This window comes from Bordetella flabilis, from assembly GCF_001676725.1.
Lineage (GTDB): Bacteria > Pseudomonadota > Gammaproteobacteria > Burkholderiales > Burkholderiaceae_B > Bordetella_C > Bordetella_C flabilis.
In genome coordinates, this window is record NZ_CP016172.1 from 5,344,992 (window position 1) to 5,358,067 (window position 13,076).

Sequence of the window (13,076 nt, forward strand, 5' to 3'; positions counted from 1 at the left end):
GCGCATCAGATTTCCAGGGGGTCCACTTCGAGTTGCCAGCGTACGCGTCCCGCGGTGGGCAGGTCGGGAAGCACCGATGACCACGCGGCCAGGAAGGCCTGCAGCGCGGGGCGGCTGGCACTTTCCACCAACAGTTGCGCGCGCTCCATATTGGCCACGCGCACCACGCGCAATGGCACCGGATCGTAACGCGTAACGGCGTGCGCCATCGGAAAACAATGCGCCGCGTCGCCTTCGGGCAGATCGCGCGCGTCCTGCAGAAAAGCCAGCGCCTGGGCGATCTCCCGGGCCTCCGCGGTCAACAGCGCCTGGTGCGCGAACGGAGGCAGGCCGGTGCTTTCACGCTCGGCCAGGCCGTGGCGCGCGAAGCCGGCATAGTCATGGCGCAGCAGCGCCTGGTACACCGGCTGCTCGGGATAGTTGGTCTGTATCAGTACCTCGCCGCCTTCGGCATGGCGTCCGGCGCGGCCTGCCACCTGCATCAGCTGGGCGAACAACCTTTCCGGCGCGCGGAAGTCGTGCGCGAAGAGCATGGCATCGGCGTTCAGCACGCAAACCAGCCCCAGCCGCGCGAAGTCGTGCCCCTTGGCAACCATTTGGGTACCGACCAGGATGTCCACCTCGCCCGCATGCACGCTGGCGAACAAGGCCTGGGCGCTGCCCTTGCGGCGGGTGCTGTCGGCGTCGATGCGCAGGATGCGGGCCTCGGGGAAAAGCGCGGCCAGATGCTCTTCCACGCGCTGCGTACCGCGCCCCATGGGTTGCAGGTCCTGGTCGCCGCACTCCGGGCAAGCGCGCGGCACGCGGGCCTGGTAGCCGCAGTGATGGCATTGCAGCACATGGCCACCTGGTCCGGGGCCCCGGTGCAGCACCGTGAAGGCGGTGCAGCGCGGGCAGTTGCTGACCCAGGCGCAGGAGGCGCAATGCAACACCGGCGCATAGCCACGGCGGTTCAGGAAGACCAGCGATTGCTCTTTGCGTTCCAGCCGTTGGCCGATGGCGTCGATGAATTGCGGCGACATGCCCTGCTTCATCGCCAGCCGGCGTGTGTCCACCAGGCGCACCGCCGGCAGGCGGCTGGATTTGGCGCGGCCGGACAGCGTCAGGCGCAGGTACCGGCCGCGCTGTGCCTGCTGCCAGGTCTCCAGCGACGGCGTGGCCGAGCCGAGCAGTACGGGGATATCCAGGTCTCGCGCGCGCCAGATGGCAAGATCCCGCGCCGAATAGCGCAAACCGTCCTGCTGCTTATAGGACGCGTCATGCTCCTCGTCCACCACGATCAGGCCCAGTTCCGCCAGCGGCGCGAAGATGGACATGCGCGTACCCAGCAGCACCCGCGCCTGCCCGCGCTGGGCGCGCGTCCAGGCCTCCAGGCGCTCCCCATCGGCAAGGCCGCTATGCAGCACCGCCAGGGAACCGGGGCCAGCCACCGCATCGAGGCGCGCGCGCAGCACGGCTTCGAGCTGCGGCGTCAGGTTAATCTCCGGGACCATCAGCAGCACCTGGCGCCCGCTTGCCAATACCTGCTGCGCGGCGTGCAGATAGACCTCGGTCTTGCCGCTGCCGGTGACGCCGTGCAGCAGCACCGGCTTGAAGCCCTGCAAGGCATTGATGGCGACGACGGCGGCGGCCTGTTCCGGATTCAGGGTCGGTGCCTCGACCGGCGGCGCACCGGCGCTCGGGCCCGTGTCGCCGGCCTTGCGGCGGCGGGCATCCATGCGGGCCACCGGGCCGGCACCGGAACGCTTGCCCTCGTACGCGGACGGCTTGCGCAAGGGGGGCGGCAAAGCCGGCAGCATCACTTCGCCTACTGGACGGTGGTAGTAATCGGCGGCAAACCGTGCCAGGCGCAGCCAATCCGCGGTCAGGGGCGGCAGGTCGTCCAGTACGCGCTCGATGGGCTTGATATGAACGGGATCGATGGCCGGCGCGTCGGGCGTGTCCGTGACGACCCCGACCAGGCGCCGCCGCCCGAACGGGACGATGACGCGCACGCCGGGGGCCAGCGTGGCGACGTGGCGGTAGTCGAACGGTCCGGCCAATGGCACGTCCAGCGCCACGCGCACCCAGTGGCACGCCGTCCCGGCGCCTGGCTGCGGCGCGCCGCTGGCGGGTTGCGCCGCGAGCGCCTTATCAGCCATTTCCATCCACCATACGCATGAGTTGAGGGTCGTCTAATTTAAAGTGAATTCTCGAAGTTCCCGCTAAGCAACTGTCCTGCCGCGCTTTGGAAATTATCGTGACGGGCTGTGGATAACTTTGGGGAAAATTGTTCGGATTTTCGCGGGACGCGCTTTTACCATAACTTCGGCCATCTGGTAAGCGGAACGTCGAAATTTTTTTATTCCATGAAATCAGGTACTTACAAGTGGGCTCTGGCGTCGCGGCCCGCCCCGCCGCCGAGAACGGGGCCAGGTTCGCTGCTGTGCACAAGTCCGCCAGGGCAGGCGCCCGATACGAGGCTTAGAGCCGAAGCAATCACTTACATGCACCGGGAACCTCATGGAGCGCACGGCTGTAGGCATGCACTTCATCCACCAGTTCGGCTACGGCGCCCGGCGGAGTGAACTGCGAGATACCGTGCCCCAGATTGAATACATGGCCGCCCTTGCCGACCGGGCCAAAGTCGTCGAGCACCCGTCGCACTTCGGCCCGGATGGCTGGGGCCGGCGCGAACAATGCCATGGGGTCCAGGTTGCCCTGCAGGGCAACCGCGTCTCCTACCCTGGCGCGCGCCTTGCCCAGGCTGGCAGTCCAGTCCAGGCCCATCGCGTCGGCCCCGCAGCCGGCGATGTCTTCCAGCCAAAGTCCCCCGCCCTTGGTAAAGACAATGACGGGTACCTTGCGGCCCTCCCGCTCGCGGGTCAGTCCCGCGATCACCTGACGGGTATACGCCAGCGAATATTCCTGGAACATCTGGTCGGCCAGCACCCCGCCCCAGCTGTCGAAAAGCATCACCGCCTGCGCGCCGGCATCGATCTGGGCATTCAGGTATTGCGTGGTGGCCTCGGCGTTTACCTGCAGGATGCGGTGCATCAGGTCGGGACGGCCATACAGCATGCCCTTCACGAGCCGGTAGTCGTCGCTGCCCTTGCCTTCCACCATGTAACAGGCGATGGTCCACGGGCTGCCGGCGAAGCCGATCAGGGGCACGCGGCCCTGCAACTCGCGGCGGATCAGGGTCACGGCATCGAACACGTAGCGCAAGCGGTCCAGGTCGGGCGCCGCCAGGCGCGCCACATCGGTCTCGGTGCGCACCGGATGCGCAAAATGCGGCCCCTCCCCGGCGCGGAAGTCCAGTCCCAGCCCCATGGCATGCGGAACGGTCAGGATGTCCGAAAACAGGATCGCCGCATCGAGGGGATAGCGCGCCAGGGGCTGCAAGGTCACCTCGGCGGCGTAGGCGGGATTCTGCGCCAGGTTCAGGAACGAGCCAGCCCTTTCCCGGGTCGCGTTGTATTCGGGCAGGTAGCGCCCCGCCTGCCGCATCAGCCACACGGGCGTATAGGGCACCGGCTCGCGCAAGAGGGCGCGCAGGAACACATCGTTTTGCAAGGGGGCGGAGGACACGACTTTCCTTGAAGAGACCAAGCTTTCGATTTTACCCGCCCGCCGCGACCCGGCCGTCATACCGCCAGCCTCCGCCAGGCCGTGCAGCCGGCGGCTCGAGGGCTTTGCTCATGCGTTGGCGCCACTGCCGTCTCCCGGTAACCCGGCCTCTGCGGCATCCCGCCGAGGCCGGTAGGGCGCCGCGTCGATATCGTGCTTGCGCATCAGCGCCCAGAACGCACGGCGATGTTTGGCCGAAGCGCGCGCGGCACGCGCAACATTGCCGGAGTGGCGCGAGAGAGCCGTACGCAGGTAGTCGCGTTCGAAGCTGTCGACCACGCGCGATTTCGCGACCCGGAACGGCTCGTCGGGATGAATGCGCGGTGCCGCCTGGATGGAAAGCAGGGCATGGTCGATGGCATCCTGGGGCAGGCGCGGCCGGCACTCGCCGCGGTCCGGCCGCGTCGCGGGGTAGTGCCAGCCGGGCTCGCACAAGGACTGGGCAGGCGTGGGCGGGCCTGGCCATGCATCGTGCGGCTCCGCCAGGAGCCCGTGCAGTCCCGCGCTCCGCCCGCCGGCCTTGTCCGGCGCCGCCAATGGTCCACCCACGCCGGCAACCCGTTTGCCGCCCGCCACGCGGTCCAGCCGGACACGCAGTTCTTCGGGACATACGGGATCGCGCACGAAGTCCCGCATGCCCAGCGCCAGCAGGTCTTCGACCGCCGCCGCCTTCAGTCCGCGCGCCACGCCCACCAAGGGCGTATGCAAGCCATCGCCCGCGCAGGACAGCGCCGTGCGCGTCCATGCCAGCGTCGCCGCGCTGGCGGGCAGCAGGCAGGCATCGAAGCGGCGCAAGGACATGGCCATGCGCGCCAGGAACTGCGCGGCAACCGGGGCGCCGGCATGGGCCGTTGCGTCACCACCCGACGCCGCCCCGCCGCTGCCTTCTTCCACCTGGACCGCATGCAGCCGTATGTGGCTCAGTGCGGCGCCATGCCGCTGCACCCACCCCTGCATCCAGCTGGCGTGGGCCGGCACCATCAGTACGCCGCAATCCAGCGTCTCGCGCATCGCCATCGCTCCTTCCGTGTCTCCGAAGGTGCAAGCCTAGACAGGCCGCGGACCCGTCACAATACGCAAGGTCCACACTGCGGAACCTACGTAAGGGAGAGCACGGACAGACAGTACGGACGGATCAAGCCACGGATGACGGCAGCGCGGACCGGATCAGGCGCTACGCCGACATGGCGCAGTGCAGGGTAACCGACGCGACACCGCGGATCAGGCTTTCGCTGCCTGGCCCCAGGATTTGTGCCGCGCTTCGATCTCGGCCAGCCGCGCCGCGGCCGATTTGCGGCGCGCGATCCACAGGTACAACCCGCTGCCCAGCACGACGATGGTGATCAAGTCCAACACGGCCCAGATGATCTTCAGGGGCATCCCCGCGTAATCGCCGAAGTGCAGCGGCCGGGAAACCTCCAGCGCGCGCAGGTACCACGGCATTTCGACCTGCGCGGTCAGCGCGCCCGTGCGCGCGTCCACCAGCGAAGGACTGAACAGGCGCGACGTCAGCGTGCTGTTGCCGCGCGTCCACACGACATAGTGATACGGGCTGCCGAACGGATTGCCGGGGAAATTGAACGTGCTGACGGACATGCCGGGCTGGGCCTTAGCCACCGTGTCGTACGCGGCATCCAGCGATGCCAGCTCGCCGCCCTGTGGCGTCGAGTGGCCTTGATACGGCGCCAGCAGGGCCTGCATGGCCGTCCCTTGCCAGTATTTGAACAGCGGCGTGGACAGCTCGTTGATAACGCCCGTGAAGCCGACCACGAAGGCCCAGCTCAGAGTGACCACGCCCAGCAGGTTATGCAGGTCCAGCCATTTGATCCGCGTGGACCGTTCGCCGCGGACGGTGCCGAAAGGGATCTTTTTCATGTACGGCGGGTACAGCACCACGCCGGATACGATCGCCACACAGAAAAGCAGCCCCATGAAACCCAGGAACAGTTCGCCCGGCAGGCCCGCAAACATGTCGACATGCAGGTGCAGCATGATCTCCATGAAGCTATGGCCCTCCTCGTCCGCCGGCGGGTAGTGCTTGAGCATCTGGCCGGTATGCGCATCGAAACGCAGGCGGTGCGCCAGGTCGTCCTCGCCCGGCTGCGGGTTGAGCCCGATCAGGACCTGCGGGTCTTCGTCATCGATATACAACCACTCGATCTGGTCCTTCGGATACAGGCGCTTGGTCGTGGCGACCATCGCGTCCAGGCTGGCGCGCGGCGTACCGGGCTCCACCACGGCATAGGGCTCGGCGTCGTCCAGCCAGTGGTCGATCTCGTGCGTGAAGATCAGCGGAAGGCCGGTGATGCAAAGCAGCAGCAGGAAGACGGTGCAAACCAGACTGCTCCATTTATGTATCTCGAACCAGGTCTTGAGGGACAGCTTTCCCATTCTGTCGGCTCCGGCGGCGCAGGGTAGCGGTTATTGTTAATAAGAATGTGTCTCAGTATTGTACCCACTGTCATCCGATTCATACGCGGGCGGCACACCAATCGGGATTCCGGCGGCGGTCCGACCTGCGCCGGACAGCCTGACGGGTCCCGCGCGGATCGCATCCGACGAGCCTGACGCCTGACGGCCCAAGGCCGTGGCGCGGCGCCGGGGAGGCCGCCAGCACGGGCGTCTCGATGCCCCGATGGTGCATTCCGATTGCGCATTCTTGGTGCTTTTCATGGGCCCGAGAAGGGACCATCATGAATGGGCACACCGGCCCCCGACGCCATCGCCGTACGTATCCCGCTCGGCCCGGCCCGGGGCCCGACCCTCTACCGGAGCACCGCACCATGAGCCAACGAGTTAACTATTACCAAGCCGCCGCCGATCTATCGCAGAAGTACATGGAATTCAGCAATGCACTGAAGAAGCACCCGCTCGTCCGTGAGCTGGGCGATCTGGTCAATATGCGCGCCTCGCAGTTGAACGGATGCGCCTTCTGCGTCGACATGCATTCCAAGGAAGCGAAAATCCGCGGCGAACGCGAACTGCGCCTGTACCACGTCGCCGTGTGGTGGGAATCGCCCCTGTTCAGTGAACGCGAAAAGGCGGCCCTGGCGTGGACCGAGGTGGTCACCAACCTGCCGCCGCACGGCGTTCCCGACGAAGCCTATGAAAAGGCCCGTGCACACTTCAACGAAGAAGAACTCTCCGTCCTGACGCTGCAGATCGTCGGTATCAACGGCTGGAACCGGCTGAGCGTGTCGTTCCGGCCGGAACCCGGATCGGCCGATGCCGCCTTCGGACTGGACAAGGCGGGGTTGAAGTGATGAAACCGTATTTCGTATCCGCCCGTCCACGCCGGCCAGCCATGAAACTCGCGGGCATGCTGGCCACCCTGGCCGCGACGTGCGCCCTGGCCGGCGCATCCTCCGCCGCGTACGCACACGGGGACGAGGCGTCCAAGGTCAGCCTGGTCTACGAACACGCGCTGCCCAACGTCCCGGGCAAAAGTATCAAGGGCGTACTGGTGCAGTACGCGCCAGGGGCGTTCACGCCGGCGCATACCCATGCCAAGTCCGCGTTCATCTACGCGACCGTGCTCGAGGGCGCGATACGCAGCAAGGTCAACGACGGACCGGAGAAGATCTACCGCGCGGGTGAGAACTTCACCGAGCTGCCTGGGGACCACCACGCGGTGAGCGCCAATGCCAGCACCACGGAACCGGCTCGCCTGCTGGCCGTTTTCGTCGTCGATACGGACGAAACGGCATTGACCACCGAGGACTGAGCGGACGCCCTTTCCGGGGGCACGCTATGGACGCAAAAAAGCCAGGCAATGCCTGGCTTTTTTGCAATGCTTGCTGGCGCGGAGACAGCCCGATGCCATCGCGCGGCGGCATCCATGGATGCCGCCCGCATGGCGAGCGCTTCAGTTGCGGCGACCCGCCGAACGCAGGCGGCGCGCGGCCAGGGCCTGCGCGGCCAACATGGCCAGCTCGGCTTCGACCACGGCGATATCCGCCTTGTCCTTGGCGTTGCGCAGCGCCTCCTGGGCTTTCTGGCGAGCGGCCTCGGCCTTCGCCTCGTCCAGGTCGGCGGCGCGGATGGCCGTATCGGCCAGTACCGTCACGCTGCCGGGCTGGACTTCCAGGATGCCGCCGGCGACAAACACGTTCTCTTCGCCGTCGTCCGCGCGGACGATTTTCAGCGTGCCGGGGCGGACCCGCGAAATCAGCGGCGTATGGCCGGGCAGGATGCCCAGCTCACCCGCCTCGCCAGGCAGAACCACGAACTTCGCCTCACCGGAGAAGATCGAGGCTTCCGCGCTGACCACATCGACGTGCAGGGTAGCCATATCGGATCCTTATTGCAGTTTCTTGGCCTTCTCGAAGGCTTCGTCGATGGTGCCAACCATGTAGAAGGCCTGCTCGGGCAGCGCGTCGCACTCGCCGTCCACGATCATCTTGAAGCCGCGGATGGTCTCGGCCAGCGGCACATACTTGCCGGGGGAGCCGGTGAACACTTCGGCGACGTGGAAAGGCTGCGAGAGGAAACGCTGGATCTTCCGGGCGCGGGCGACGGCCAGCTTGTCTTCCGGCGCCAGTTCGTCCATGCCCAGGATCGCGATGATGTCGCGCAGTTCCTTGTAGCGCTGCAGCGTCTGCTGCACGCCACGGGCCACGGCGTAGTGCTCTTCGCCCACGACCTGGGGATCCAGCTGGCGGCTGGTGGAGTCGAGCGGTTCGACGGCCGGGTAGATACCCAGGGCGGCGATGTCACGCGACAGCACGACCGTGGAATCCAGATGCTGGAAGGTAGTGGCCGGGGACGGGTCGGTCAAGTCATCCGCGGGCACGTACACGGCCTGGATGGAGGTGATCGAACCGGTCTTGGTCGAGGTGATGCGCTCCTGCAGCTTGCCCATTTCCTCGGCCAGGGTGGGCTGGTAGCCCACCGCCGACGGCATCCGGCCCAGCAGCGCCGACACTTCGGTACCGGCCAGCGTGTAGCGATAGATGTTGTCCACGAAGAACAGGATGTCCCGGCCTTCGTCACGGAACTTTTCGGCCATCGTCAGGCCGGTCAGCGCCACGCGCAGACGGTTGCCCGGAGGTTCGTTCATCTGGCCGAACACCATGGCGACCTTGTCCAGAACGTTCGACTCTTCCATTTCATGGTAGAAGTCGTTGCCTTCGCGGGTACGTTCGCCCACGCCGGCAAACACCGACAAACCGCTGTGCTGCTTGGCGATGTTGTTGATGAGTTCCATCATGTTCACGGTCTTGCCGACGCCGGCGCCGCCGAACAGGCCGACCTTGCCGCCCTTGGCGAAGGGGCACACAAGGTCGATCACCTTGATGCCGGTTTCGAGCAGTTCCACCGACGGCGACAATTCGTCGAAGGCCGGGGCATTCTGGTGAATGCCGCGCTTTTCCTCGTGCTGGATGGGGCCGGCTTCGTCGATGGGACGACCCAGCACGTCCATGATGCGGCCCAGCGTACCGGTGCCGACCGGCACCGAGATCGGCGCGCCGGTCTTGATGACGTTCATGCCGCGGCGCAGGCCGTCGCTGGAGCCCAGCGCGATGGTGCGCACGACGCCGTCGCCCAGTTGCTGCTGGACTTCGAAGGTCAGGCCCTGCTCGGCGAAGGAGTTGCCTTCCTCGGCCAGCGTAAGGGCTTCGTAGATCTTGGGCATGTGATCGCGGGGGAACTGAATATCCACCACGGCGCCGATGCACTGAACGATGGTTCCGTTGCTCATGTCGATTCCTTTGATAACTCTATGTCCTGTCGGGATGCTGCATCCGTGAAACCGGCGACGATGTCGACCCGGTCAGACGGCGGCGGCGCCCCCCACGATTTCCGAAATTTCCTTGGTGATCGCAGCCTGGCGCGTCTTGTTGTAGACCAGTTGCAGGTCGCCGATCACCTTCTTGGCGTTGTCCGAGGCGGCCTTCATGGCCACCATGCGGGCGGATTGCTCCGAGGCCATGTTCTCGGCCACCGCCTGGTACAGCACGCCTTCGACATAGCGTTGCAGCAGCTCGTCGATCACGGTCCGCGCATCCGGCTCGTAGATATAGTCCCAGCTGTAGTCGCTCTTCAGGCCGGCCGAAGCCGCCGTCTCGCCGCCACGAAAGGGGTCTTCCAGGTCGCCGCTGGGCAAGGGCAGCAGGCGCAGGAACACCGGCTCCTGCTTCATCGTGTTGACGAAGCGCGTGGTGGCGACGTAGAGCTCGTCGATGCGGCCGTCCAGGAAGGCATCGAGCTGCACCTTGATGGCGCCCAGCAGGCGATCCAGGTGCGGCTGGTCGCCCATCCCGGTCTCCTGCGATACCAGCGTGGCGCTGATCCGGGTGAGCAGGCCCAGGCCCTTGTTGCCGAGCGCGGTGAACTGCACCTGCACGCCCCGCTGCTGGAATTCCTTCAGCTTGGCCAGGGCGACGCGCGAGATATTGGTGTTCAGGCCGCCGCACAAGCCCTTGTCGGTCGTCACCAGCACCACACCCACGGCCTTGACCTGTTCGCGTTCTTCCAGGTAGGGGTGGCTGTATTCCGGATTGGCCTGCATCAGGTGCGACGCGATGTCGCGCACCTTGGTGGCATAGGGACGGCCGGTCCGCATCCGTTCCTGCGCCTTGCGCATTTTGGACGCGGCGACCATCTCCATCGCCTTGGTGATCTTGCGCGTGTTCTGCACGCTCTTGATCTTGGTACGGATTTCCTTGATTCCGGGCATTGCGCTTTCCTGGTGAGACGGTCGGCGGCGGGTGAATCACCCTGCCCGCCTTGCAGGCCAGGCGCGCGCCTGGCGCCCGCCGACCTCATCACAGTCAAAATGTCTTAAAAAGCACCGTGCTTCTTGAACTCCTGGAGTTCGGCGGCCAACACGGCCTCGTCATCCTTGGACAGTTCCTTGGTGTCTTCGATGCGCTGGATCAGGTCCGCATGCTTGGACTTCATGTGATCCTTCAGCGCCTTCTCGAAGCCCAGCACCTGCGGCACGTCGACATCGTCCAGGTAGCCGTTGTTCACGGTGTACAGGCTGAGCGCCAGCTCCCACACCTGCAACGGCTGGTACTGCGGCTGCTTGAGCAGTTCGACCACGCGCTTGCCGCGTTCCAGCTGACGGCGGGTGGCGTCGTCCAGGTCGGAAGCGAACTGCGCGAAGGCCGCCAGTTCCCGGTACTGCGCCAGGTCGGTACGGATACCGCCGGACAGCTTCTTGATGACCTTGGTCTGCGCCGCGCCGCCGACCCGCGACACCGAGATACCGGCGTTGATGGCGGGACGCACGCCTGCGTTGAACAGGTCGGTTTCCAGGAAGATCTGGCCGTCGGTGATCGAGATCACGTTGGTCGGCACGAAGGCGGACACGTCGCCGGCCTGCGTTTCGATGATGGGCAGCGCGGTCAGCGAACCGGTCTTGCCCTTCACGGCGCCGTTGGTGAACCTTTCGACGTAGTCTTCGTTCACGCGGGCGGCGCGCTCGAGCAGGCGCGAGTGCAGGTAGAACACGTCGCCGGGATAGGCTTCGCGGCCCGGGGGGCGACGCAGCAGCAGCGATACCTGGCGGTAAGCCCAGGCCTGCTTGGTCAGGTCGTCATAGACGATCAGCGCGTCCTCGCCGCGGTCGCGGAAGTATTCGCCCATGGTGCAGCCGGCATACGGCGCCAGGTATTGCATGGCGGCGGAGTCGGAGGCGGCAGCGGCCACGACGATGGTGTATTCCATCGCGCCGTGCTCTTCCAGCTTGCGCACCACGTTGTTGATCGTGGACGCCTTCTGGCCGATGGCGACGTACACGCAGGTGACGCCCTTGCCCTTCTGGCTGATGATGGTGTCGACCGCGACGGCGGTCTTGCCGGTCTGGCGGTCGCCGATGATCAGCTCGCGCTGGCCACGGCCGATCGGCACCATGGAGTCGATCGCCTTGATACCGGTCTGGAGCGGCTGGGACACGGAGCGGCGCGCGATCACGCCCGGCGCGACCTTTTCGATCACGTCGGTTTCCTTGGTGTTGATCGGACCGCGGCCGTCGATCGGCTCGCCCAGCGTGTTGACCACGCGGCCCTTCAGCTCCGGACCGACCGGCACTTCCAGAATACGGCCGGTGGTCTTGACCTGGTCGCCTTCCGATACGCCGGTGTAGTCGCCCAGAATCACGGCGCCCACCGAGTCGCGCTCGAGGTTCAGCGCCAGGCCGAAGGTGTTATTGGGAAATTCGAGCATTTCGCCCTGCATCACGTCGGACAGGCCGTGGATGCGGGTAATACCGTCGGTCACGGAAACAACCGTGCCCTGGGTACGGATATCGGTCGAAGCGCCCAGACCCTCGATGCGGCTCTTGAGCAGTTCGCTGATCTCGGAGGGATTGAGTTGCATGTTCAGACTCCTGGAATCCTGTTAATCGCGGGGCGGCCGGGCCTGGCCCTATGCCGCCAGCGTATCGCGCATGCGCGCCAGTTGGGCGCGCACGGATGTATCGAGTACCTGGTCCCCCACCGCCACGCGAACACCTCCGATTAGGGAGGAATCGACGGTCACGCGGGGCTTGAGCTTGAGGCCGAATTTCAACTCCAGGGCAGTCAGCAAATCCTTGACCTGCTCCGGCGTCATCTCGAACGCGCTGGTGATGTCGGCCTGCGCCGTACCTTCGTGGCGGTTCTTGAGCGCCCCGAACTGTACGGCGATTTCCGGCAGCAGAAGCAGGCGGTCGTTTTCGACCAGCAGGGCGATGAAATTCCGGACGGCCGGGGGCACTTCGCCTTGCAGCAGGCCGGTAAAGGCCTGCACGCGATCGGCGTCCCCGAGCCGGGGATCCGACATGGCTGCACGCACGTCCGGGTTGGCGGCGGCCTGGGCCATTTGATTCATCAGCCCGGCCCAGAAGTCCAGGCCGGCCTTGTCCTCGCGCGCGGCGGCGAACATGGCCTCGGCATAAGGTCGGGCGACTGTCGATAGTTCAGCCATGACGTTTCCGGGTTAAAGCTGGGCCTTGAGCTGGGTCAGCAGCTCGGCATGGGCGCGGGCGTCGACCTCGCGCTTGAGGATCTGTTCGGCGCCTGCGACGGCCAGGGCGGCGACTTCATCGCGCAACTGGTCGCGTACGCGCTGCACTTCCCGCTCGGCGTCCTGCTTGGCCTGCGCGACGATGCGCGCGCGCTCGGCTTCCGCTTCGCGGCGAGCTTCGTCGATCAGCATGTTGGCCTGCTTCTCCGCCTCGACCATGCGGGCGTGGTTTTCAGACTTCGCAGAAGCCTCGATCAGACTGATGCGCGCCTGTGCCTGGGCGAGGTCGGCCTTGCCCTTTTCCGCCGCGGCCAGGCCGTCGGCGATTTTCTGGCGGCGCTCATCCATCGCCTTCGTCAAGGGCGGCCACACGAATTTCATCGTGAACCAGCCCAGAACGAAGAACACGAGCATCTGGAAAAAGATCGTCGCGTTCAGATTCACGGTCGTTTCCCTTTAACACCTTACGACTCCGGCAGCCACATCAGGCTGCCACGGAGCACTCGATACTTGCC

The 13,076-nt window shown here is 65.7% G+C and carries 12 protein-coding genes; 2 read left to right on the forward strand and 10 right to left on the reverse strand.

Annotated features, from left to right (window positions below):
- Window positions 1-5: 5 nt before the first annotated feature.
- The 4 genes from BAU07_RS23800 to BAU07_RS23815 form a co-directional block, all read right to left on the reverse strand.
- On the reverse strand, window positions 6-2,141 hold the full coding sequence (locus BAU07_RS23800; RefSeq protein WP_084026109.1) for a primosomal protein N': 2,136 nt from the start codon (window positions 2,139-2,141) through the stop codon (window positions 6-8).
- 337 nt (window positions 2,142-2,478) lie between these two features.
- A complete protein-coding gene (gene hemE / locus BAU07_RS23805) occupies window positions 2,479-3,570 on the reverse strand; it encodes a uroporphyrinogen decarboxylase (RefSeq protein WP_066663343.1) in 1,092 nt (363 codons plus the stop codon).
- A gap of 108 nt (window positions 3,571-3,678) precedes the next feature.
- Complete coding sequence (locus tag BAU07_RS23810; RefSeq protein ID WP_232338191.1) at window positions 3,679-4,620, reverse strand: helix-turn-helix domain-containing protein; 942 nt, start codon at window positions 4,618-4,620, stop codon at window positions 3,679-3,681.
- 210 nt (window positions 4,621-4,830) lie between these two features.
- Window positions 4,831-6,000 carry a PepSY-associated TM helix domain-containing protein gene (locus BAU07_RS23815; protein ID WP_066663349.1) on the reverse strand — a complete coding sequence of 390 codons (1,170 nt, stop codon included), beginning with the start codon at window positions 5,998-6,000 and terminating at the stop codon, window positions 4,831-4,833.
- A gap of 392 nt (window positions 6,001-6,392) precedes the next feature.
- Between BAU07_RS23815 and BAU07_RS23820 the strand changes: the two genes are divergently transcribed.
- Window positions 6,393-6,872, forward strand: coding sequence for a carboxymuconolactone decarboxylase family protein (locus BAU07_RS23820; RefSeq protein ID WP_066663352.1), 480 nt, complete (start codon window positions 6,393-6,395; stop codon window positions 6,870-6,872).
- Between the two features lie 41 nt (window positions 6,873-6,913).
- Window positions 6,914-7,333, forward strand: a complete 420-nt coding sequence (locus tag BAU07_RS23825) for a cupin domain-containing protein (protein WP_198168841.1) — start codon at window positions 6,914-6,916, stop codon at window positions 7,331-7,333.
- Between the two features lie 141 nt (window positions 7,334-7,474).
- Here BAU07_RS23825 and BAU07_RS23830 read toward each other — a convergent pair whose 3' ends face one another.
- The 6 genes from BAU07_RS23830 to BAU07_RS23855 form a co-directional block, all read right to left on the reverse strand.
- Complete coding sequence (locus tag BAU07_RS23830) at window positions 7,475-7,900, reverse strand: F0F1 ATP synthase subunit epsilon (RefSeq protein ID WP_066663358.1); 426 nt, start codon at window positions 7,898-7,900, stop codon at window positions 7,475-7,477.
- A 9-nt stretch (window positions 7,901-7,909) separates the two neighbouring features.
- On the reverse strand, window positions 7,910-9,310 hold the full coding sequence (atpD, locus tag BAU07_RS23835) for a F0F1 ATP synthase subunit beta (RefSeq protein WP_066663361.1): 1,401 nt from the start codon (window positions 9,308-9,310) through the stop codon (window positions 7,910-7,912).
- Between the two features lie 72 nt (window positions 9,311-9,382).
- Window positions 9,383-10,288 (reverse strand): F0F1 ATP synthase subunit gamma, encoded by a 906-nt coding sequence (gene atpG, locus BAU07_RS23840; protein WP_066663363.1) that lies wholly within the window; start codon window positions 10,286-10,288, stop codon window positions 9,383-9,385.
- A 104-nt stretch (window positions 10,289-10,392) separates the two neighbouring features.
- A complete protein-coding gene (atpA, locus tag BAU07_RS23845; protein WP_066663367.1) occupies window positions 10,393-11,934 on the reverse strand; it encodes a F0F1 ATP synthase subunit alpha in 1,542 nt (513 codons plus the stop codon).
- A 48-nt stretch (window positions 11,935-11,982) separates the two neighbouring features.
- Window positions 11,983-12,522: a F0F1 ATP synthase subunit delta gene (locus BAU07_RS23850; protein WP_066663370.1), complete on the reverse strand. Its 540-nt coding sequence runs from the start codon at window positions 12,520-12,522 to the stop codon at window positions 11,983-11,985.
- A 12-nt stretch (window positions 12,523-12,534) separates the two neighbouring features.
- Window positions 12,535-13,005 (reverse strand): F0F1 ATP synthase subunit B, encoded by a 471-nt coding sequence (locus BAU07_RS23855; protein WP_066663373.1) that lies wholly within the window; start codon window positions 13,003-13,005, stop codon window positions 12,535-12,537.
- Window positions 13,006-13,076 lie beyond the last annotated feature (71 nt).